At 70.4% G+C, this 22601-nt stretch carries 20 protein-coding genes; 19 read left to right on the top strand and 1 reads right to left on the bottom strand.

Annotated features, from left to right (window positions below):
- Positions 1-10 precede the first annotated feature (10 nt).
- Entirely contained in the window at positions 11-3361 is a 3351-nt protein-coding gene (locus ACIP98_RS20975; protein WP_401977289.1) for a hypothetical protein, read from the top strand.
- Here the strand turns inward: ACIP98_RS20975 and ACIP98_RS20970 are convergent.
- Positions 3358-4098 carry a hypothetical protein gene (locus ACIP98_RS20970; RefSeq protein ID WP_401977288.1) on the bottom strand — a complete coding sequence of 247 codons (741 nt, stop codon included), beginning with the start codon at positions 4096-4098 and terminating at the stop codon, positions 3358-3360. The two genes, ACIP98_RS20975 and ACIP98_RS20970, sit on opposite strands and share 4 nt — an antisense overlap.
- Before the next feature lie 108 nt (positions 4099-4206).
- Between ACIP98_RS20970 and ACIP98_RS20965 the strand changes: the two genes are divergently transcribed.
- From ACIP98_RS20965 to ACIP98_RS20880, 18 genes are all read left to right on the top strand, one after another.
- Positions 4207-4524: a hypothetical protein gene (locus tag ACIP98_RS20965; protein ID WP_401977287.1), complete on the top strand. Its 318-nt coding sequence runs from the start codon at positions 4207-4209 to the stop codon at positions 4522-4524.
- Positions 4525-4544: 20 nt separating this feature from the next.
- Entirely contained in the window at positions 4545-4982 is a 438-nt protein-coding gene (locus tag ACIP98_RS20960; protein ID WP_401977286.1) for a hypothetical protein, read from the top strand.
- Positions 4982-5569: a hypothetical protein gene (locus tag ACIP98_RS20955; protein ID WP_401977284.1), complete on the top strand. Its 588-nt coding sequence runs from the start codon at positions 4982-4984 to the stop codon at positions 5567-5569. The genes ACIP98_RS20960 and ACIP98_RS20955 overlap by 1 nt, the downstream gene beginning before the upstream one ends.
- A 9-nt stretch (positions 5570-5578) precedes the next feature.
- Positions 5579-7057 carry a hypothetical protein gene (locus ACIP98_RS20950; protein WP_401977283.1) on the top strand — a complete coding sequence of 493 codons (1479 nt, stop codon included), beginning with the start codon at positions 5579-5581 and terminating at the stop codon, positions 7055-7057.
- 22 nt (positions 7058-7079) lie between these two features.
- Positions 7080-7316 carry a hypothetical protein gene (locus tag ACIP98_RS20945; protein ID WP_401977281.1) on the top strand — a complete coding sequence of 79 codons (237 nt, stop codon included), beginning with the start codon at positions 7080-7082 and terminating at the stop codon, positions 7314-7316.
- 30 nt (positions 7317-7346) lie between these two features.
- The gene (locus ACIP98_RS20940; protein WP_401977279.1) at positions 7347-10055 is read left to right on the top strand and encodes a phage portal protein; all 2709 of its coding nucleotides are present in this window, start codon (positions 7347-7349) and stop codon (positions 10053-10055) included.
- A 32-nt stretch (positions 10056-10087) separates the two neighbouring features.
- Positions 10088-11842: a hypothetical protein gene (locus ACIP98_RS20935; RefSeq protein WP_401977277.1), complete on the top strand. Its 1755-nt coding sequence runs from the start codon at positions 10088-10090 to the stop codon at positions 11840-11842.
- A gap of 78 nt (positions 11843-11920) precedes the next feature.
- Positions 11921-13642, top strand: a complete 1722-nt coding sequence (locus ACIP98_RS20930) for a hypothetical protein (RefSeq protein WP_401977276.1) — start codon at positions 11921-11923, stop codon at positions 13640-13642.
- Between the two features lie 81 nt (positions 13643-13723).
- Positions 13724-13990, top strand: a complete 267-nt coding sequence (locus ACIP98_RS20925) for a hypothetical protein (protein WP_401977275.1) — start codon at positions 13724-13726, stop codon at positions 13988-13990.
- Between the two features lie 5 nt (positions 13991-13995).
- Positions 13996-14271: a hypothetical protein gene (locus ACIP98_RS20920; protein WP_401977273.1), complete on the top strand. Its 276-nt coding sequence runs from the start codon at positions 13996-13998 to the stop codon at positions 14269-14271.
- Between the two features lie 27 nt (positions 14272-14298).
- Positions 14299-15189: a hypothetical protein gene (locus tag ACIP98_RS20915; RefSeq protein ID WP_401977272.1), complete on the top strand. Its 891-nt coding sequence runs from the start codon at positions 14299-14301 to the stop codon at positions 15187-15189.
- Between the two features lie 4 nt (positions 15190-15193).
- Positions 15194-15736 carry a hypothetical protein gene (locus ACIP98_RS20910; RefSeq protein WP_401977270.1) on the top strand — a complete coding sequence of 181 codons (543 nt, stop codon included), beginning with the start codon at positions 15194-15196 and terminating at the stop codon, positions 15734-15736.
- A gap of 71 nt (positions 15737-15807) precedes the next feature.
- The gene (locus ACIP98_RS20905) at positions 15808-16182 is read left to right on the top strand and encodes a hypothetical protein (protein ID WP_401977269.1); all 375 of its coding nucleotides are present in this window, start codon (positions 15808-15810) and stop codon (positions 16180-16182) included.
- A 4-nt stretch (positions 16183-16186) separates the two neighbouring features.
- Positions 16187-17428: a hypothetical protein gene (locus tag ACIP98_RS20900; RefSeq protein WP_401977268.1), complete on the top strand. Its 1242-nt coding sequence runs from the start codon at positions 16187-16189 to the stop codon at positions 17426-17428.
- Positions 17429-17468: 40 nt separating this feature from the next.
- Entirely contained in the window at positions 17469-17837 is a 369-nt protein-coding gene (locus tag ACIP98_RS20895; protein ID WP_401977266.1) for a hypothetical protein, read from the top strand.
- A 65-nt stretch (positions 17838-17902) separates the two neighbouring features.
- Entirely contained in the window at positions 17903-18067 is a 165-nt protein-coding gene (locus ACIP98_RS20890) for a hypothetical protein (protein WP_401977264.1), read from the top strand.
- An 18-nt stretch (positions 18068-18085) separates the two neighbouring features.
- Positions 18086-18550 (top strand): hypothetical protein, encoded by a 465-nt coding sequence (locus ACIP98_RS20885; protein ID WP_401977262.1) that lies wholly within the window; start codon positions 18086-18088, stop codon positions 18548-18550.
- Between the two features lie 116 nt (positions 18551-18666).
- Entirely contained in the window at positions 18667-22599 is a 3933-nt protein-coding gene (locus tag ACIP98_RS20880) for a phage tail tape measure protein (RefSeq protein ID WP_401977260.1), read from the top strand.
- The last annotated feature ends 2 nt before the right edge of the window (positions 22600-22601 follow it).

Below are 22601 nucleotides of genomic sequence, written 5' to 3'. Positions count from 1 at the left end.
GGGGCCTGCCGTGGCACGCCTGTGGACGTGCGGATTTGAACTGCAGTCGGCCACCGGCGGCATCGAGTTCTCCGAGGCCTCGACGAGCGCGCCGACGGTCTCCACCACCATCAAGCGGGCGGGCGCCGCTTCGATGCGCTTCAACCCGTCGGCCACGGTGCAGTACATCTCGCACCAGTTCGGTTCGGTCGCCGCCCGGCGTGTGTTCTACCGGATGTACCTGTACGTGGCGACGATGCCGAGCGTCGACACGATCATCATGGCGAGCTGCGACGGCCTCGGCTCGCCCGGCCGGTCGCCCCGTCTCTTTCTGCAAACCAACGGCACCCTGCGGACGTCTACCGGCTCCGGCACCACCCACACCTATGTGGGCGGCTCCTCAGCCACCCTCAACACCGGCCAGTGGTACCGGGTCGAGATGGACTTCGACGGCGTCAACGACGTCCAGCACTGCTACCTCGACGGGACCGACTTCTCCGGCGCCGTGGCCGGAGCAGGCTTCACCGGCTTCGAGGCCCCGGTCATCCGCGTCGGCGCGTTCACCGACGTCGTCGCGGGGTCCACGACCTGTGACCTCTACATCGACGACATCGCCGTCAATGACAACACCGGCACCGCGCAGACCGGCTTGCCCGGGGCCGGCAACGTCGTCCACCTGCGCCCCGACTCGGCTGGCGACGCCAACGTCTGGGCGACCGCCGTGGGCGGCACCTCTGGGACCGCGAACAACTTCACTAGGGTCAACGAGGTCACGCCCAACGACGCCACGAGCTACAACGCCACCACGGCGACAGGCACCACGAACCAGGATGACTTCAACCTGGCGTCCGCTGCGTCGGCTGGCATCGGCGCGTCCGACACGATCTCCCTGGTGGCCGTCGGCGGCCGCGTCGGCAGCAACGCGACGACCACCGCGAGCATCGTCTACCGCCTCAAGTCACAGGCCTCGGGCACGGTCGTCGAGTCCGCTTCCGTGCCGGTGAACCTCACGACGTTCGCCACGCACACGAACAACACGATCCGCCCGTACCAGCTGACCTCCTACACCGACCCGCAGGCCGGCGGCGCCTGGACCACGACCAAGCTCAACGCGGCCCAGATCGGCTACCGCACCAACGTCTCCCAGAGCACGACTCGCCGCGTCTCCACCCTCTGGCTCCTCGTCGAGTACGTCCCCGCACCGGTCGTCATCCCGGTGTCAGCGTCGGCGACCGCCGCTCTGACCGGCGGCACGGGGCGTGCCGCGCTCGTGCAGCGCCTCGCCACCGCCACGACGGCGGCCGCGAACAACCGCCGCGGCGCCCTGGCCCGCTCCGCCCTCCTCACCGCGGTCGTCGTCGCCCAGCGCGCCACCGCCCTCGCCCGGTCCGCCACGACCGGCACGAGCACCGGCATCCAGCGGACCCCGCTCCTCGCCCGCGCGGCCACCAGCACGACGATCGGGGCGGTACGCCGCGCGGCCGGCATGACCCGCACCGCCGCGGCGACCACCACCAGCGCGGTACGGCGCGCGACCACACTGGCCGCCGTGGCGACCGTCAGCACGGTCGCCGTGGCCGTCCGCGCCACCGTCCTCGGCGTCCTGGCCGTCCTCGCCACGGCCACCCCGGCCGCCCGGCGCTCCACGTCGCTACCCCGCACCACCACCGCGTCCGCCGCCGCCGCGCTCCGCCGCGCCTTCGCCGTCACCGTGACCGCGACGGCCTCGAGCAGCACCACGACCAGGCGCAGCAGCCTCCTCGGCCGCACCGCGACCGCCACCACGACAGTCGGCACTGTCCGCGCCACGAGCGTTGCCAGGCAGACGTCAACAACCGCCGGCGCCGGCGTCGTCCGGCAACTGGCCGTCCGCGCCGGCGTAACCGCCGGCACCGCGGCCGCGGTCGTCCTCGGCCGAGGAGCGGCCATCGTCCTCGCCGCCATCGCCACAGTCACCGGCAGCACGACCCGCACGACGGCCCTGAGCCGCTCTAGCACCGCCACCGCGGCCGCCGCCATGACCCGCCGCGCCCAGCTCACCCGCACGGCCACCAGCTCGGCCGCCGCGGCCGCCGTCCGCGCCCTCGGCATGGCCCGAGCCGCGGCCGCCACGACCACGGCCGGAATCCGCCGCGTCGCCGTCTTCACCGCCGCCACGGCCGTGACCGCCACGGCTGGCATCCGCCGCAGCGCAGGCCTCGCCTACGCCACCACGACCACCACCACGGCGAGCAGGGCCCGCACCGCGGCCGCCATCCTGACCGCCACGGTCACCGTCACCGGCCGCACCGCCCGCTCCACGCTGCTGCGCTTCACCACCACCGTCACCGCCACCGTCCGCGCCGCACGCAGCACCGCCCTGACCCGGGCCACCGGCGTGACCCTCACGGGGACGCAGACCTCCGGGCACTCGTTCCTCCGCGTCCTGGCCGCCACTGTCTCCGCGACGGCCACCGCTTCGGTCGGACAGGTCATCCGCGGTGTGTTCCTCACCGCGACCGTCACCCTGTCCACAACCACCGCGCGCGCTACGGCTCTCGCCGCCGCCGCGACCGAAGCCGTGGCCGCCGCGGCGCGCCGCACCAGCGGCCTGACCGCCAGCGCCGCCACCAGCAGCACCGGCGGCGTACGGCGCGCGGCCGTCCTCGTCCGGGCCGCGACCGCGACCACGACCGGCCGCACAGCCCGTACGGCGGCCATGACCCGCGCCGCGGCCGTCGCCACCGCGGCGACCACGCGCCGCACCACCGGCGCGGCCCTCGCCGCGGTGCTCGGCGTCACCGGGACGCTCACCCGGGCCGCAGGGCTCCTGCAGCACGCCGACGGCCTCACCGAGGGGACGACCGGCCGTGCTGCCAGCCTGTCCGCTCGAGCGGCCGTGACCTCGAGCGGCGGCGTCCGGCGCCTCATCACCCAGGCCGTGGCCGCCACCGCCACGACGGCGGCCGCCGCAGCGTTCACCGGCGCCGTGCGCCTGGTCCTCGAGGCCACCGCGGCCGCTGACGCAGGCCTGCGCCGCCGGGCCGCGCTACCCCGCGCGGCCACCGCCACCATCACGGCCCGACGCGCACGGCGCACCGTCCTCGGCGCCTACCGGGCCACCGTCGTCGCCACCGGACACGTCCGTTCCGGCCGCCTCTACACCCGCGCCCTTGAGGCCGCCACGGCCACCGCGGCGGCCATCTCGTACGAGTTCCGGCACGGCGTCATCCGCGACATCACCCTCCGCGTCACCGGCCCGATCCTCCGCTGGGACACCAACGTCCCGGCGGAGCCGCGGTGGGTGGTCCAACAGCGACCCGGCCGGTGGCATGTCATCCAGGCGACGGCCGGGCGCTGGATCACGCGCCTTATTGGCGGCAGGTGGACACGGTTGCCCTAGCTGCAGGCGCCACGGGCAGGGCTGCGCGTCACGGGAAAGCGTCCGATCTCAACAGCACCAGCTGGGAGTTCGCTTCGATTGGCGTGTGACGCATCATCCATCCCCACCGTCGAGGACTTGGGTACGACGTAGACGTAGACGTAGAACCGTTTGCCGGCGTCGTCTGCGCTGCCAATACCAAAGCGCCCGGTCTCCCAGTCTCTCTCCGTGCCCGGAACTCGATGGGCAGCTCGCCAGTTGAGGAAGCCCTTCGTGGTGTCTGCCTCTGCTTCTTGGCCATCTGATGTGGCGTTGAGGTTGGTGACCCACACCTGTGAATCGTTGGGGATGGGGCCTTTACCTTTCACGTTGAGGCACGGCCCGATTGTCCCCGCGGAAGGTCGATCCAGTCCGTCCTGCAGCCACCTGACCGCGTCCGCATCGGTTACATGACCACTGTCTTCGGAGATGTGCACCGCTACAGATGCGATCAGGCACAAGGAGCCAACGACGGTGATGAGAGCGAGGCGCCCCTGCGGGACGAGCCTAGGCAAGCGCAGCGCCAGCAGAACGGCGATGCCCCACGGAACAAGGACGATTGCGGATCGAGGCACTGGCAGGCTGGTCAACCCGAAGAAGCCCGCCACGGTGATGAGTAGGCCCGCGATCTCGAGAACCTTCTTTAACCAGTCACTCACAGAAACGGCGGGGGTGTCGCCCGCCGGAGCGCCCTCGGCGGCTTGACCATTGATTGTCATGAAAAAGGATGTACCTCAAGAAATGGTCCATGGTTGCTCGAAGGTGCAACTAAGGGTCCAGATTGACCAAGTTGATACACGCGATCACATCCATGGATGGGGGTCAGAGTGCTGTCCCTCTCAGTCCTGTCGCTGCAGTACGTCCAGGCCGAGGTCACAGCGACCGTCGAAGGCCAGCCCTTCAACCCCAGCGGCGACTTCGTCGAGTTCGCCTTTACGCCGCTCGGCGGCCAGCCCGACACCTGGTACGTGGGCAGTTGGGACGGCACCGAGCCCGTCCCCGGCACCGGCGCCTACCGGGCGCAGGTCCTCGTCGGCCCCGCCGGAGCCGTGACGCTCCCCAAGGGCCGGTACGTCATGTGGATCCGCATCCACGACAGTCCCGAGCAACCCGTCCTGCAGGTCGGCCAGCTCACCGTCAACTGACAAAAGAAGGAGGCACCGGCGTGGACACCACCCTCATCATCCCGCCCAGCCCCGTCCCCGCACCCGCGGCCCCCAACGGCCCACGATGCATCCTGTGCGGCGCGCCGGCCATCGTGCATTGGAACCGACGCCTCACGGACGAGGAGTACGCCGACTACGAGCGTGACGAGCTGTCCCGCCGCGCCGAGCGCCGACTCCTGGCCGACCCGGCAGAACCGGCCCTGCAGTTCCGGCCGCTGTGGGACCGCGGCGACATCCTCCGCCCTGTCCACTCCTGTGGCCCGCACGCCATCACGCTGGAAGCGGCGGCCCTGGTCCACGCGAGCAGTTGCACCGCGCCGAACGAGGCGGACCTGCCGAACTGTGACTGCGTGCCGGAGAAGCCTCCGGCCGAGGTTGCCCCGGGGCTCCCGGCCGAGACCGTACTGCCCGATCACTGGCAGCCCGGAGGCCGGTGATGGCCAACCGCACCGGCAATCTGCAGAAGCCCACCGCTAAGCGGCGCTGCACTGCGAAGAGGAAGGGCGGCGGAGGGGAGCAGTGCAAGCAGTGGGCGCTCAAGGGCCAGAAGGTCTGCCGCGTCCACGGCGGGAAGGCCCCGCAGAACCTGGCCGCCGGCGAGCGCCGTGTCAACGAGGCCCGCGTCGAGGAAGAGACCCGCCGCGCCCTGGCGGTCCTCGACGTCCCGCCCGTCGACAACCCGCTGACCGCGCTCTCCGAGCTTGCCGGCCAGGTCGTCGCCTGGAAAGACGCCCTCGCCGAGCGCGTCAACATGCTCGAGCGGATCCGGTACACCGACGACAAGAACGCCGAGCAGCTCCGCTCCGAGGTCGCCCTGTACGAGCGGGCTATGGACCGGTGCGTCAACGTCCTCGGCACCATCGGCCGGCTCCGGATCGACGAGCGGCTGGCGGCCATCAGCGAGCAGCAGGCCACCGTCGTGATCGGCGCCATCGAAGCCGCGCTCACGCACGCCGGCGTCACCGGCCAGGCCGCCACCGCGGCCAAGGCCGTTGCGGCCCGGCACCTGCGGGCGGTCGAGTAGGCGGCCTACATGGACGCTCTCGCGCTCGCCGCCGCCCGGCTCGACGCGGCCGCGGAGCGCGAGGAGCAGGCAGGCCGGTACGCCAACGAACCCGGCCTGTGGGCCCACGACAAGCTCGGCGAACATCTGTGGTCCAAGCAGATCGACATCGCCGAGTCCGTCCGCGACAACCGCCTCACCGCCGTCCACTCCTGCCACGGCTCCGGTAAGTCCTTCAACGCGTCCCGGCTGGTGTGCTGGTGGCTGGACACCCACCCGCCGGGCGAGGCCCGCGTGGTCACCACCGCGCCGACCGGCGACCAGGTCAAGGCCATCCTCTGGGCCGAGATCAACGGTGCCTGGACCAAGGCCCAGGGCCGCGGTACCTCGTTCATCGGCCGCATCAACGAGACCGATTGGAAGCTGGGCAAGCGGCTCATCGCCTTCGGCCGCAAGCCGTCCGACTACAATCCGCATGCCTTCCAGGGCATCCACGCCAAGTACGTGTTGGTGATCTTGGATGAGGCGTGCGGCATCAACAAGCAGTTCTGGACCGCCGCCATGTCGATCGCGACCGGTGAGCACTGCCGGATCCTCGCCATCGGCAACCCCGACGACCCCTCCTCGCACTTCGCCCGGGTCTGCCAGCCCGACTCCCGCTGGAACACCATCCACATCTCGACCTTCGACACCCCCAACTTCACGGGGGAGGAGGTCCCCGACAGCCTCCGGCCGATGCTCGTCGGCCAGGACTACGTCGACGAGATGCGCGAGGAGTTCGGCGAGGACTCCCCGACCTACATCTCCAAGGTCTTGGGGGAGTTCCCCAACGACGCCGAGGACGGCGTCGTACGGCTCTCCGCTATCCGCAAGTGCCACGCCCCCCGCGAGGAGACCCGCCCGCCGGAGCAGCAGAACCCGGTAGAGCTCGGCGTCGACATGGGCGCCGGCGGCGACGAGACCGTCATCCGGGAACGCCGCGGCATGGTCGTCGGCCGAGAGTGGCACTTCCGGGAGAAAGACCCGGTCAAGGCCGCGCGCAAGGTCCTCGAGGTCATCCACCTCGTCAAGCCGTCCGCCGTGAAGATCGACTCCATCGGCATCGGCTGGGGCATCGCCGGCAACCTCCTGGAGAAGCGCCAGGAGGGCATCCACTCCGCTTCGATCATCCCGGTCAACGTGTCCAACAAGAGCAGCGACCCCGACCGCTTCCCGCGGCTGCGGTCGCAGGTCTGGTGGGAGATCGGCCGGCAGCTCTCGGAAGACGGCGCCTGGGACCTGTCCCAGCTCGAGGAGATGGACCGCGAGCGGCTGGTCACCCAGCTCACCGCCCCGAAGTACACCACCGACAGCGCGGGCCGCATCGTCGTCGAGCCCAAGGACGAGACCAAGAAAAGGCTTGGCCGCTCCCCGGACAACGCCGACGCGCTCATCCTCGCGTTCTTCACCCCGCCGGGCGGCGTCGACCAGGCCATGGACTGGCTCCGCGAGTACAACAACGCCGCCTGACCCCCTCACCCTCGGAGTTCCCGTGCGTCCTCGCCTCGCACTGCGCTTGCCCGGCTTCGCGCCCCGCTGCCCCGTCCACACCCCGCAGGCTCACTTCCGCGTCCTGTGGTGCAACGCCCGCCCCGAGCGCGGCCGCGCCTGTACCCGCCGATGGCTGGTCCAGAGCCCGAGCCCCGAGGCCTTCGCCGAGGCCCTCAAGGAACGCGCCGCACACCAGGAGCTCTGCGCCGGTGGCCTGTTCGTCGCCGCCGGCATCTGACCCGTCCACCACGATCGTGAGGGGGGTGCCGTGGGCCGCAAGCCAGGCCGCAGCCGTACCCGGCAGCTGAACAAGGCCATCACCGCCTCGACCGCGGGCGGGACGTTCACCACCGAGCAGGTCGCGGCCCTGCTCTCGTCCGTCCGCGCCGGCGGTCAGGTCACCGGCGTGTTCCCGCCGCTGCCCCGCACCGACCCGGCCGTGGCGTTCGGCCCGGGCGTCCCCCTCATCCCCGCGGCCATCGACCCGCCGCGCCCGGACAGCGGCCGCCCCGAGCCCCGCTTCAACGAGTACCCGGTCACTTCCAACCTCCCTGGGATCAACGACCGGCTCATCCCCTGGAAGGTCTTGCGGGACGCGTCCGAAGCCGGAGGCCTGCCCCGCCGCTGCATCGAGATCCGTAAGGCCGAGGTCTCCTCTCTGGGCTGGACCATCACCCTGACCGAGAAGGCCATCGAGCGTGCCCAGGCCGAGGCCGGCGAGGAAGTGCCGGACCACAAGATCGTGCAGGCGCTCCGCGACAAGTTGAGCCCGGAAATCACCCGGGCCATGGAGTTCATGGAGAAGCCCGACCGCGGCCAGGGCGAGACGACCACCGATTGGCTCGGGAAGATTCTCGAGGACCACCTAGTCCTCGACGCGGTGGCGCTCTACCCAAGGAAGACGTACGGCGGCGACCTGTTCGCGCTCGAGGTCCTCGACAGCTCCACCATCAAGCCGCTCCGCGACCACCGCGGCGGCCGACCCCTCCCGCCGAACGCTGCCTACCAGCAGCTCTTGTGGGGTTTCCCGCGCGGGGAGTTCGTCGCCGACACCGACGAGCACGGCGAGATCCTCAACGGCTACGGCTCCGACCAGCTCGTCTACCGTCGCCGCAACGTCCGCTCCCACACCATCTACGGGTACAGCGCGGTCGAGCAGGCCCTCGAGGACCTCGACACCTGGCTCAAGCGCCGCCAGTGGATCCGCGCCGAGTACACCGAGGGCACCGTCCCCACCGGCCTGGTCCGCAACAACGGCAACTCCGGCTGGACCCCGGCCCAGCTCAAGGAGTACGAGACCTTCCTCAACGATGCCTACGGCGCCGCGGGCGCCCGGCACCGCCTGCGCATCCTGCCGCCCGGCATGGAGCTCGAGACCCAGACCGACGCGTCCGAGCGGTACAAGCCCGAGTACGACCTCTTCCTGATCAAGCTTTTGGCCGCGCACTTCGACACCACCATGGCGGAGCTCGGCTTCACCGAGCAGGGAGGCCTCGGCAGCACCGGGTGGCACGAGGGTCAGGCCTCCGTCCAGCACCGCAAGGGCACGCTGCCGACCACGCGGTGGCTGCAGGAGTTCGTCACCGACGTCCTGCGCACCCACCTCGGCATGCCACGCGACCTCGAGTTCCGCTTCCTCGGTCTGGAAGAGGAGGACGAGGCTGCCGCCGACGCGGTCAACGAGGCCCGGATGAAGACCGGCCGGATGACCCTCAACGAGTCCCGGGACGACGCCGGCAAGCCGCGGTACGACTTCCCCGAGGCGGACATGCCGATGCTGGTCACCACCAAGGGCGTCGTCTTCCTCGAGGGCGCCTCCGCCCAGGCCGAGCCTGGCACGGTCATCGGCCCGGCGAAGCCCGCCCGGGAGAACCCCGACGCCGACGAGGACGACGCCGACGAGGAGGAGCCCGAGGACGACGACGAGGACCAGGACGAGCAGGAAGAAGGCGGCAGGCCGGAGGCGGTCAAGGCCGAGCTCGCCGCATTCCGCCGCTGGGCCCGCCGCAACCCGCAGCCTCGACGCCCGTTCCGCTTCTCCGTCGTCACCAAGGCCGACGCCCCCGACGTCAATCAGGAGCTCGTCCTGTTCGCCGAGGGCGGTGAGGCCACCGGCCCAAAAGCACCGGCCCCGGCCGACGTTGACCGGGTCCGGGACTGGCCCGGCTGGCAGGCCGACCTCCGCGCCGCCGCCTACTGGAAGGCCATCCTGATCGAGGCCATGCGGGGCCTCGTCGACCCCCGCGCCCTGGCCGAGCGATGGATCGCCCAGCGCGGCATCGTCGTCAAGGCCGACGAACCAGACCTCGGCGACGTCGAGCACATGGGCGGCGGCGACGAGCAGCAAGCGCAGCCGCAGCACGACGCCGCCGGCTGGCTCGGCGCACAGGGCATCCGCATGCCGGACGCCCTCGTCTCCATCCACGGCATGCGGACCGACGGCTACGTCATCGGCGAGCGCTCCTCGACCGCGGTCCTCGCCGGCGACACCCGCGTGGACTGGTCCACCTGGAAGCCCGGCGACCCCGACGCAGCCCGCCTGGTCAACGCCAACGGCGCCACCAACGGCCTGCAGACCCTCCACGACGACGCCGGCATCACCATCCGCCACGTCGCCGCCAACCGCATGGACCGCCTCGCCAAGACCCTGTCCGACGGCCTGGAGCGCGGCGACTCCGCCGACACCCTCGGCCGGGGCATCGAGCACCTGCTCACCGACCCGGCCTGGGCCGAGCGCATCGCGGTCACCGAGATCGCTCGCGGCGTGTCCGCCGCATCGCTCAACACCTACCGGGCCAACGGCGTCCGCCAGAAGTCCTGGCTCACCGCCGTCGACCAGCGAGTCTGCCCAATCTGCATGAACAACGAGTCCGCCGGAGCCATCGGCATGGGCGACTCCTTCCCCAGCGGGCAGCAGTACCCGCCTGCCCACCCCTCCTGCCGCTGCGCCCTCCTCCCCGAGGACCTCGGCACATGACCCCACCAGCGCGCTCACGGAAGGAGCAGCCAATGCCCCGAGAGCTCACCTACGCGTGGGCGCCGATCACCCGGACCGAGGAGCAGGACGACGGCACCGTCATGGTCTACGGACCGGCCGCCTCACCCGACCTTGACCGTGCGCAGCAGCGTCTCAACGCCGACTGGCTCGACACCGCGATGCCGGCCTGGTTCGCCGAGGGCGCCAACGTCCGCGAGCAGCACGACGCGAAGCGCGCCGTGGGCGTCGGCGTCGGCCTCACCAAGGGCGAGAACGATGCGCACCTCCTGGCCGCGCACATCGTCGACCCCGTCGCCTGCCTCAAGGTCAAGCACGGCGTCTTGAAGGGCTTCTCGGTCGGCATCAAGAGCCCGAAGATCAAGATGGGGAAGGCCGACGCCCCCGGCGGCGAGGTCGTCGGCGGCGACATCATCGAAGTGTCCGTCGTCGACCGGCCCTGCAACCCCACCACGCTCTTCGAGCTCGCCAAGGCCGACGGCGGCGGCGGTGAGCTCGAGGTCGTCGACGCCGCCACCGTCGTCGAGAAGACCGACGCCGAAGCCTTCGGCATCCCCGCCGAGACGTACGAGCAGCTCCCCGACGTCGTGAAGAACGCGCTCACCGCCCTTGCGGCCGCGGGCACCGCCGTCACGACCGACAAGACCGACGAGCTGGCCGTCGCCTCGCCGACGCTGCAGATCACCGTCACCGGCGGTCCGGTCAGCGAGGACATGATCCGGGGCCTGGTCGCCGAGGGCGTGGCCGCCGAACTACGGAAGGCGGACCTTCCGGCCGGCGGCCGGAAGAAGGCCGCGGCCGCCGGAGCAGCGATGCCCGACGGCTCCTACCCGATCACCAGCAAGGGCGACTTGCGCAAGGCAATCCGCGCGGTCGGCCGCGGAGGCGCCGATCACGACGCCATCCGACGCCACATCATCAAGCGGGCCAAGGCCCTCGGATTGGAGGGCATGGTGCCCGAGAACTGGAACGCCGACGGAACGGCCACGGCCGACAAGGCGGACGGCCCCGACGAGGCCGCGGCCGCCGCAGTAGTGACGAAGGCCGAGGAGATCCTGCGCGACGTCCGCGCCCTGGTCCCGGCCCTCGTCAAGGGCGACGACATGGAAGAGGCCGACACCACCGACGGCGGTGAGGGCGACAGCGACGGTGAGATCACCGACAGCCAGCAGGCCATCGCCTGCATCGCCAAGCTCATCGTTGGCGAGGCCGAGACCCTCGCCGGCGGCGACCTGAGCAAGGCCAACCAGATCGGCCTACTCCTCGATGCCATCCGCAGCCTGCGGTGGTTCATCCGCAGCGCCGCTGCAGCGAACGACGGCGACATGTGCCTGTCCGACACCGCGGACACCGCCAAGGCCGACGAGGCCGCCCCGGAGGCCGCTCCCGTGGCCCCCGCACCCCAGACCCCCGAGGCCGTAGCCCCAGAGGCCCCGGCCGAGGCCCTCACCAAGGCCGATGTGGCCGAGCTCGTGAAGTCCGCCCTCGCAGAGGCCGGCAAGCCCGCAGAGGAGCGCATCACCGCGCTCGAGGGCGAGCTGACGAAGGCGCAGCAGACGATCGAAGAGCTCCGAGCCCTCCCGGCACCGGGCGGCCCCGCGCTGACCCGGACAGCGGCACAGGCGCAGTCGGCCCGCAAGAGCGACGCGGACCTGCTCCGCGCCGAGGCCGCCGAGCTGCAGACCAAGGCCGACCAGTGCTCGGACCGCGACCTGCGGGACGGCTACCTCGAGCGCCGCCGCGAGCTCCTGGCGAAGGCCGACGCCTGACCCAGCGGGCTCTCCCCACCCCCTGACACGTACAACCCGGCCCCCGCGCGGGGCCGTTTCCACGAGAGGAGCAGGGCAATGCCTCTGCCCAAGGCTCAGACCCTCTTCGGGTACTCCCCGGAGGCCCCGGAACTGTCCAAGGCCGAAGTCTCGCGCCGCTTCGACGAGCTCATGGCCACCATCGACTCCCTGCCGACGCGCCACGTCGGCGCCAGCGAGGTCGCGCAGGCCTTCGGCGAGGGACGCGGCATCGACTTCGGCGCCCGGCCGGGCAACGCCTTCGAGGCCCTCACCAAGGCCCTCGACGGCCCGGACATCGCCAAGGCCATGTCCTCCGACGCGCTCGCCTCGGTCACCAGCGCCCTCGAGGCGCTCAAGGCCGAGCAGCCGGACCTCATGAAGGACATCACGCCGTCCTCGCCGATCGGTACCGGCCTGGTCGCCTACGACCTCGAGGCCCCGGCGAAGATGCTCACGCCGCGGCCGACGCCGCTGCGCAACCGCCTGCCCCGTAAGAAGGGCATCGGTCTGTCGCACCAGTTCAAGGTCATCTCTGGCTTCACTGGTACTGCTACTGGTGGCGTCGCCAACATCCACCCTGGTATCGGCGACACGACCCAGACCAACTTCGCGCCGTCCGGTGCGAGCAACGCCCTGTACTACGCGCGCGGCCCGAAGATCTCGTACGCGGGCTACGACAAGACCGTGGCCTACTCGCAGTTCAGCGTGTCGGACGCCGTCACGTGGAGCGCGCAGTACGCGGGCCAGGGCTACCAGGACGTCCGCCAGCTCTCCCGCACCAGCCTGCTCTACTCGAGCATGCTGCTCGAGGAGCGCATGCTCCTCATGGGCCGCGGTACCAGCGGCCGAGGCTTCCTCGGCGCCGTCGCCGCGCCGACGGGCGTCGCCCTGACCGCCCGCACCGCAGCGGGCAGCGAGGTCGCGCTGTCCGGCTTCACCACCAACGTCTACGTCAAGGTCACCAGCGACGCCGGCGACTTCGGGCAGTCGGTCCTCAGCACCGCGGCCAACGTCGGCGTTACTGCCGGCCAGGTCGTTGACGTCACCTGCGTCCTGCCAGCAGGCGCCACCGGCGTCCGCGTGTACGTCTCGACCGGCGCATCCGACCCCGGCGACGCCTCCCGCTGGTACGCCGGCCGCGTCGGCTACAACACCTTCACCCTGCAGGGCGCGCTCCCGACGTCCGGCGTCGCGGCGTCGACCATCACCGCCGACACCACCGCCTACACCAACGGCTACGACGGCATCCTGCCGATCTGCACCGGTCCCGACTCCGGGTACGTCAACCGCCTCAACGCGGTCCTCTCCAACACCAACCCCGGCAGCGAGTGGCAGACGGCCTTCGCCGCCCTGTACGACGCGGTCAAGGCCGACCCCGACCGGACCCTGCTCAACGGCTCGGACCGCAAGCAGCTCTCGGACGCGCTCAAGACCAACTCGTCCAGCAACTACCGCATGACGATCACGCAGGACCAGCTCACTGGCGTGACCCTCGGCGACGTCGTCAACACGATCATCAACGAGGTCACGGGCAAGGGCGTCGCCGTCGAGGTCCACCCCTGGATGCCGCAGGGCAACGCCCCGATCATCTCCGACACCCTGCCGCTCCCGGACTCCGAGGTCAGCGACGTGTGGTCCGTCTTCAACGTGCAGGACCTGCTCGGGGTCGACTGGCCCGTGACTCAGTTCGCCTTCGAGTCCTCGAGCTACTGGATGGGCGCTCTCCTCTGCTACGCCCCGGCCTGGAACGGTGCCATCACCGGCATCAAGAAGGCCTGATCACCGCGCACATGGGGCGCCCCCGGCCACCGGCCGAGGGCGCCCCATGGCGTTCCCCTCCCACCCTCACAGGAGCTCGTCATGGCCCGCCTCTGCCTGCCCGACGGCGCCGTCCGCGGCATCGACATCCAGGGAGCCCAGACCGGCTCCGTCACCTCGTACACCGCCGGCCGTGACGGCACCGTCACCGTCGACAACCCCCAGCACGAGCGCGCGCTGCGCGAGTACGGCGCATTCGCCGCCAACCTCGGCGGCCGTACCCGCGGCGGCTACCGCTGCCCCACCTGCTCATTCGGATCGTTCGTCCGTACCTGCTCCCGCTGCGGGAGCACCTGCGAGAAGGAGTAGCTGCCATGGCTGCTGCTGCGAAGAAGACCGCCGCCAAGGCCCCGGCCGAGGAGACCCCGGCGCCCGCGCCGGCCGAGGAGACCCCGGCGCCCGCCCCGGCCACGGAGAGCACCGAGCCGACGCCTGACCCGGGCGACGACGACGCGCCCAAGGCCGACGAGGGCAGCGACGAGCCCGCCGAACGCCCCTGCCCCCAATGCTTCCCCCAGGGCTGGCGCGACACCGTCACCGCCGTCGGCTGCGAGCACGGGACCTGGACCCGCCCCGCCCCCGACGCCTGACCACCCGCAACCCTCTGGAGGTGAGCCGTGGCCGTCATCCCGTACGTCTCCGCGGCCAGTTTCCGCGCGCACCCCACCTATCTGGACACCGAAGGCCTCAACCTCGGCGCGACCAGCGACCCGGAGGCGCAGACCGCGGAGCTCACCAACCGCCTGCTCACCGCCAGCCAATGGGCCGACGACGAGTGCGACCAGCCCCTGGCCGCACACGTCGTGACCCAGCGGGAGCGCACGCTCCTCAACCGGGACGGCCGGCTGACCATCCATGCCGACAACACGCCCGTCAGGCGCGTCGGCAGCGTCGGGTACGGGTGGAACGAGACCGCGCTCACCACCCTCGAAAACCCCACGGTGTGGATCGAGCAGGACGCCAACATCGTCGCGTCCATCGCGAACAACGGCTCGGTCGGCTGGTCCGGCAGCCTGCAGTTCGGCTCCCCGGTCGCCGGCGGCACCATCTACGCCCAGATGACCTACGAGGCCGGCTTCGCCGTCACGCTCCTCACCGAGGGCGCGAACGAGGGCGCACTGCAACTGGTCGTCGACGACCCCACGGGCATCGAGCCCGGCGGCCGATACCGGATCTGGGAGCCCGCCCGCGAGGAGGCCGTCATCGTCTCCCCGGACTGGACCCCGCCGCCCCTGACGACGACCCCCGAACCCACCGTCATCGACCTGCTCCGCCCGCTGCGCTACGACCACGACGCAGAGCACGACTTCTCCGGCCTCCCGGCAGACGCGCGCCTGGCCGTCGTCCAGCACACCATCGTCCAGCTCATGCGCCCGGACTCCCCGGCCGAGGACGAGTACCCCGACAACCAGGCCGCCTCCACCCGCTCGGAGGACACCCGGACCAAGGGCATGGGCCTGCTCGCTGAGGCCCGCCGCACCCTCACCTCGTACCGAAGGGTCCGGTGACGCCGTGTCCATCACTGCGACTCACGACGGGATCTGCCGGTACTTCGGCGGCGACTACGACCAGCCCACCCGGACCTACCGGAGCTCGCCCGTCCCGGGCGTCGGCGTCGTCCGGCGCGGCTGGCCCAAGAACGAGAACCAGGCCGACTACTTCCTCGGCATGGAGCCCGGCGCCCGCACCGGCTCCCAGATCGTGGTAGCGATCCCGCGCAGTCACGAGGTGAGGCGCGCCGTCGGCGGCGAGCACGGCGGCATCAAAGAGATCGTGTACGAGGTCATCCTCAACGTGTACCTGCGCTCCCGCACCGCGTACGCCGAGGACGCCCAGGACGACGCCTATGCCCTGCGCGATGCCCTGGCGGAGTGGCTGCGCCGCGACCGCACCCTCGGCGGCGCCGTGTTCCAGGCTGCCGAGCACGTCGAGGAGGGCGGCCCGGCCGGCGGCGACGGCCTCGACTTCGAGTACGCCCAGCCCTCGACCAAGGCCGAGCTCACCAAGGGCTACTTCTCGATGCGCTTCGCCGCCGTCGAGTTCGTCGAGGCCTGACCGCCCCGACCGCCACCTCGGGCCCCCGCACCACCGCGGGGGCCTTCGCCATTCCCGCACTGGAGGGCCACATGCCCAAGTCCACCGCCAAGGCCCCCCAGGACGGGGCCGCCGAGGCAACACCTGCCGACGGGCACCCCGAGGACGTCGTCGAGGACCAGGCCGCCGCCGTCGACGAGCCCGAGCAGGACCCGGAGAAGCAGGGCCCCGGGGTCTACGAGTACGTCCACGGCATCGGCTGTGTGTACCCGCACGTCCCGCTGACCTGCCACCCGCACCAGCCCGCAGTACCCGCCACCGAGACCACGGCGGCGATTCCCGAGCGCGCCGCGACTGTCTTCGACTGGCCCGAAGGGCCGCCGACCGACGGCCGCTGGGCCAAGACCCGCCGGAAGCCGAACCAGGCCGCGGACAACGCCGGCGGCCTCCTGAGCAGCAAGGAGTAACCCGGTGCCCACCACCTTCGCCCCGGCCAAGCAATTCGTCGGCATCGCCACCGAAGTCAGCCAGGGCACGGCGGTCAACATGGCCGCCACCCTGCTGCTCGACTCCTTCAAGCCGAAGGACAGCCCGAAGTTCCTCGAGGACAAGGCCTGGCGCGGCGCCATGGCCACCGACAGCTTCGCGCAGATCCCCGGCACCCAGATCAGTGAGCTCGACCTCGGTGGCCCCGTCTTCCTCGACGGCCTCGGCTACATGCTCCGCAACATCATGGGCGACCTGGCTGTCACCGGAACCAGCACCGGCACCGGCGGCACCACGCTCTCGGCGACCGGGACACCGGGCGCCTCGAGCATCTCCACCGCCGCGACCATCCCGTCCGGCACCGTCATCCAGATCGGCACCGGTGCCACCGCCGAGGTCTTCACCACCGGCACCCCGTCCGGCTCCGGGCCGTACACGATTCCGCTGGCGTCGCCGACCGGGGGCCTGGCCTACCAGCACGCCTCCGCGCAGGCGGTGCAGCCCGTCACCGGGCCCTACACCTATGCCTGGTCGCTCCTCAACAGCGGCTCGGGCCAGCCACCGTCGCACACGCTGACCCACATGCTCGGCCCGACCGCCGTGTCCGGCGCGCGCCAGTACCCGGGCGCGTGCTTCTCCGAGCTCGGCTTCAAGTGGAACGCCGAGTCGGACCTGTTCACCTTCGACGCCAAGGCCACCGCCTTCCCGTCGCTTGCACTCGGCTCCGCACCGGTCTCCAACCCCGGCTCCGTCGCACCGATCGCGTCCTGGCGCATGGCCGTCGGCATCGGCGGCCCTGCAGCCGGCGGCACGCTCATCCCGACCGTCACCGACGGCGAGATCAGCATCAAGCGCGAGCTCAACCCGTACTTCACGGGCAACGGCATCCAGGCGCCGTACATCATCCAGCGCGCCGGCCTGACGGTCGAAGGCAAGCTCAACTTCGTCGCCGCGTCCGAGTCGCCGTACCTCTACATGATCAACAACACGCAGCCGCAGTTGCAGTTGGCGATCTCCAACGGCCTGGCTGGCAACGCCGCCGGCGGCGTCACATTCGACTTCGCCCAGGCCGCCTTCACCGAGTCCGAGCCCGACGGCTCCAAGACCGCCGTTGAGTACGGCAACACCTTCAAGGCCGTCCTCAACACGACGAATGCGGGCGGCTCCGGCTCCTACAGCCCCTGCAAGGTCTCCGTGACCTGCAACGTCGCCCCCGGCTCCTACTAGGCCGCCGCCCCCAACCCTCAACCCTCACCAGGAGAACCACGTGAACCAGCGAATCAGCCTGCCGTCCGGCGCCTGGGTCGAGCTCCGAGACCCCGCCGAGCTCCGCCGCGGCGACAAGAAGCGCGCTCTGCGCATGGTCGAGATCAGCGAGGACGGCGCGCTGACCCTCGGCACCCAGATCGAGATGGCGGACGGTGTCCTCGCCGTCCTCATCGCCGCCTGGTCGTACTCGCTCCCGCTTCCGGTCACCGCCGAATCACTCGAGATGCTGCCGATGGAGGATGGCAACGCCCTCGAGGAGCACGAGCTCGTCAAGGCGGCGCACAAGCTGCTCTTCCCCGGCGCCCCCGAGCCGACCCCGGAGCAGCTCGCTGACCCGGCGTCCCCTACCGAGCCCTCCGCCGAGTAAGAGCTCGGCTGGAGGGACGCCCCATCCCGGGCAAACACCCGCCCACCGTCTGGGACGACGGCCTGATGTACGCCTGGTACGCCGAGCGATACCGGTGGACCCCGGCACAGGTCGACGAGCTCCCGGCATGGCTGGACACGGTGCTGCCCGAGCTCGCCCAGCTCTTCGACGAGGTCCGAGAAGAGGCCCGGGAGCAGGCGCAGCGCGACGCCGAACGCCAGGCCCGCTGAGTACAGGGGGTGGGCCTGGTGTCCGGTGGCGGCGTACAGGTCCTCGGGCTCACCCAACTCACCGGCGCCTTCGTGGCGCTCGAGCACGACCTCGAGCGCGCGACGCGCCTGGCGACGGCACACGCCGCGCACCTGGCCGAGGCCCGCATCAAGCAGATGCTCACGACCTCGAGCCATCCCAAGGGCACACCGACCCCCAGCGCCCCGGGAGAGCCGCCCTCGCTGGTCACAGGCACCCTGCGCCGCTCGACCAAGGTGGTCGGGCCGATCCCTGTCGGCTTCGGGAAGTGGCTCGCCCAGGTCGGCCCCACGGCCGTCTATGGCCGCATCCAGGAGCTCGGCGGCACCGCCGGCCACGGCGCCGAACTGCCGCCGCGCCCGTACGTCCAGCCCGCTTACGAGCAACTCATCGCCAGCGGCGCCATCAGCCGGACCTACCACACGGCCTGGCGGGCCGCGCTCGCGCGCGGCGCCGCGCACTGACCCACGGGACACGCCGCTCGGCGATGCCCCCTTGCCGGAAACAGACAGGGGGTGCGTCCCACATGAGCGGAGGCGGTGGAGGCGGGGGAGGGCTCCTGCCCCCAGTCGTCGTACGGATGCTGGGCGACATCACCCAGCTCCGAGCGACGATGGCCGAGGCCCGTGCCCAGGTCAACGGCACCGCGGCGGGCATGCGGGCCGCCGGTGCCACCGTGGCAACGGGCATGGCCCGTATGGGCCGCAGCGTCAGCCTCATCGGCGCCGGCGTCGGCGTCGCCTCCATGAAGATGGCCGGCGACTTCGAAGCCTCAACGATGGTGCTCCACACGGCCGCCGGCGAGACCATGGCCGGCCTCAAGGTTGTGCGGGCCGGCCTGCTCGACATCTCCAAGGAAACCGGCAACCCGCTGGAGAACTTGACCGAGGGCATGTACCAGGTCGAGAAGGCGGGGATTCGCGGTGCTGACGGCCTGAAAGTTCTTAAGGCCGCAGCCCAGGGTGCGCGAGAAGAAAATGCCTCACTGGAATCCGTCACCAACGCCATGACCTCGGTCATGGCCTCGTATCACCTCAAGGCCAAGGACTCAGTCCAGGTCATGAATGCGATGAAGACAGCAGCCGGTGAAGGAAAAATGACGATGGAGCAGTTCGCTGCTTCGCTGTCGACGGTCCTGCCGATCGCGTCTGCCAACAAAATCAGTTTCTCTGAGGTATCCGGCGCCCTTTCGACGCTGACGCAGCACGGCACCAGTGCCCGCGAGGGCACGCAGGAACTGGCCTCCACTATCCGCTCCCTCGCCTCGCCCAACGCCGTGGCGGTCAAGGAGATGGCCCGACTGGGCCTTTCGTCGACCGACGTGGCGACCAAGATGAAGGACGTCGAGGAGGGCGGCCGGGGCCTGACGGGCACGTTCGATCTGCTGTCGAAGACCGTGCTCGGCAAGATGGGCAAGTCCGGAACGGTTCTGCTCAGCAGCTTCAATAACACGAAGTTCGCTACGCAGAACATGAACAAGATGATTTCCCTGATGCCGCCCAAGCTTCAGGACCTGGCCCACGGCTTGGAAAAGGGATCCCTCACTTCCAATCAGTTCGCCAAGGCGATCGGTAAACTCCCTGCCGACCAGCAGGTGTTGGGCGCGCAGTTCAAAACGCTTTTCAAGAGCTCGCATGGATTCGCGGACGAGTTGAAAAAGGGCGGCCCCGCAGCGCAGACGTACACCGAGGCCATGCGGAAAATGCTCGGCGGCGCAATCGGTCTCAATACCGCGCTGCAGCTCACGGGCGAGAACACCGAAGGCTACCGACACCGCGTCGACAAGATCCGGGAGTCCTACAACCACGCCACCAAGGACGTCGAAGGATGGGACCAGACCCAGAAGCTCTTCAACGTCAGGCTCGCCAAGGCTAAGGCCACCCTTCACGTTCTGGCGGTTGAGATCGGGACCAAGTTGATCCCGGTCGTTACTTCGATCGTCGACTGGTTCGGCCGGCACAAGAACGTCGCGGTAGCGCTGGCGGCGGTCATCGGCGGCGTCCTCGCCCTGTCGGTCGTGGCGTACGCCGCCAAGCTCGCCCTCTCTGCGGCCAGGGGCGTCGCGTCCATGGCCCGCATGGGCGCGGCCGGGGTCCGCATGGGCGCGCGGGTCGTCCAGGGCTTCCGCTCTGCCCAGGTCGCCGAGAGCGCATTCAGCGGCCGTGCCGGCACGTTCGGCGGGAAGCTGCGCACCGCTTTCAACTCGACGATTTCCGGTGCGAAGCGGGCCGGCTCTGCCGTGGCGTCGTTCGGCCGAGCGGTCGGCCGCGCTGCGGCCACCGGCGCGAAGGCAGCCTGGTCCGGCCTCGCCTCCGGCATGCGCGCGGTGGGCACGGCAGCCAAGAGCGCCGCTCTCGCCATCGGCCGTGCCAGCCGCGCCATGGCGGCATCGGCCCTGTCCGCTCTGCGAGCGGCTGGCGCATGGGTCGCGCAGAAGGTGGCGTTGATCGCCTCGACGATCGCGGAGAAGGCCGCGGCCGTCGCGCAGTGGGCGCTCAACGTCGCGATGGACGCCAACCCGATCATGTTGATCGTCATCGCGATCGCTGCCCTGGTCGCTGGACTGATCTACGCCTACACGCATTTCGCTGGCTTCCGGCGGATCGTCGATGCGGCATTCCACGCGATCGGCACGGCGGTCACCTGGGTGATCAACTTCGTGAAGACGCACTGGCCGCTACTGCTCGCGCTGCTCGCCGGGCCGATCGGCCTGGCCGTCCTATGGGTCGTCAAGCACTGGACCGCGATCAAGACCAAGACCGGCGAATTTGTCACCGCGGTGATCGGCTTCGTGAAGACCCACTGGAAGCAGATCCTCGGCTTCCTGACCGGCCCCATCGGCATCGCCGTGACGTGGATCGTCACCCACTGGAAGAAGATCAGCAAGGGCTTCTCCGACGCTTACCACGCCACGGTCAACGTCGGCAGGTCCCTGCTCAAGTGGGTCGGCGACCTGCCAGGCCGCGTCCTGCGATTCCTGGCCGGCTTGGGAGCGTCCCTGGGGCGCCTGGCCTCGACCGCCTGGCGCAAGTTCTACAACTCCCAGGTCACGGGCGGAAAAATCGTCCTCGACTGGATCAAGAAACTGCCAGGGAAGGCCCGGGACGCCCTCGGCAAAATCGGAACGTACCTGTACGACTCCGGCAGGGCGCTGCTCCGCGGTTTCATGAACGGCATCAGCTCGATGGCCGGGTCTGTAAAGGACGCCGCGCTCAAGGTCCTCGGACCGGTCGGCCGGCTCTTCCCGCACAGTCCCGCGCTCGAGGGCCCGTTCTCCGGTCGTGGCTACACCACCCACTCCGGCCGGGCCCTCATGCAGGGCATGGCCGACGGCATCCTCGCCGGACAGGCCGGCGCCGTGCGCGCGACGGTCGGCGCCGCCGTCGCCATGCAGCAGGGCTTCAAGAACGAGCTGCAGATCGCCAGCCCCTCGAAGAAGTTCAAGGCCCTGGGTGCGTGGGTCATGCACGGCATGGTCGACGGCCTCACCGCGTCGACCGCCCGAGTGCGCACGGCCACCCAGCGCCTCGCCCGCGACCTCTGGGTGGACTTCGGGGGGTCGCACAAGGCACTGCAGCGCCTGGTCGCCAAGGACAACTCGCTGCTCATGTCCCTCGCCAAACACCGGGACAGCGTGGCTACCAAGCTCAAGGCGGCACAGAAGAAGCTCACCGACATCAAGAAGCAGTGGACGACCAAGCGGGACGAGATCGCCGGCGGCCTGATGCAGGGCATCTCGGTCATCACCGAGTCCCCCGACGAGGGCCGCGCGGTCAACTCCTTCGACGTCGTGCAAAAGATGCGCGACCAGGCGGCCGCGGCCGCCACGTTCGCGAAGAACCTGACCGCCCTGCGGAAGAAGGGCCTGCGTTCCGACCTCGTCGAGCAGATCGCCACCGCCGGCGTCGAGGGCGGCGGCGCCACCGCCCAGGCCCTCGCCGCCGCGTCGGCCGGACAGATCAAGGAGGTCAACGCACTCCAGGCCGGGATGAAGACCCAGGCGAACAAGACCGGCGCGGCCGTCGCCGACGCCATGTACGGCGCGGGCATCCGGTCGGCTCAGGGCCTGGTCAAGGGCCTGCAGAGCCAGCAGAAGGCCATCGAGAAGCAGATGACGAAGATCGCGAAAGCGATGCAGTCTGCGATCAAGAAGGCCCTCGGCATCAAGTCACCCTCGACTGTCTTCGCCGCCCTCGGCCAGTTCATCCCCCAAGGCCTGGCCAAGGGCGTCGCGGCATCCACACACGAGGCCGTCCGCTCCGTGCAGGCCATGGCTGCAGGCGTCACCGCAGCGGGCAAGGTCGACGACCTCGCCCTCAACCGGGGCCGGCTGTCGCCGCTGCCCGTCGGAGCCGGGGCGGGTGCCGGCCAGTCCGTGATCCACAACCACCTCACAGTGCAGGTGGAGGGCAGCGTCCTGACCGAGCGCCAGCTCGTCGACGTCGTTCAGGCCGGCTTCCTCAAGGCCGGTGCCCGCAACCCCCAGACGTACGCCCCCTACAAGAGGCGGTGAGC

Origin of the sequence: Streptomyces sp. NPDC088354, from assembly GCF_044753585.1 — a bacterium.
Taxonomy (GTDB): Bacteria; Actinomycetota; Actinomycetes; order Streptomycetales; family Streptomycetaceae; genus Actinacidiphila.
This window is presented reverse-complemented; position numbering and strand designations above follow the sequence as displayed.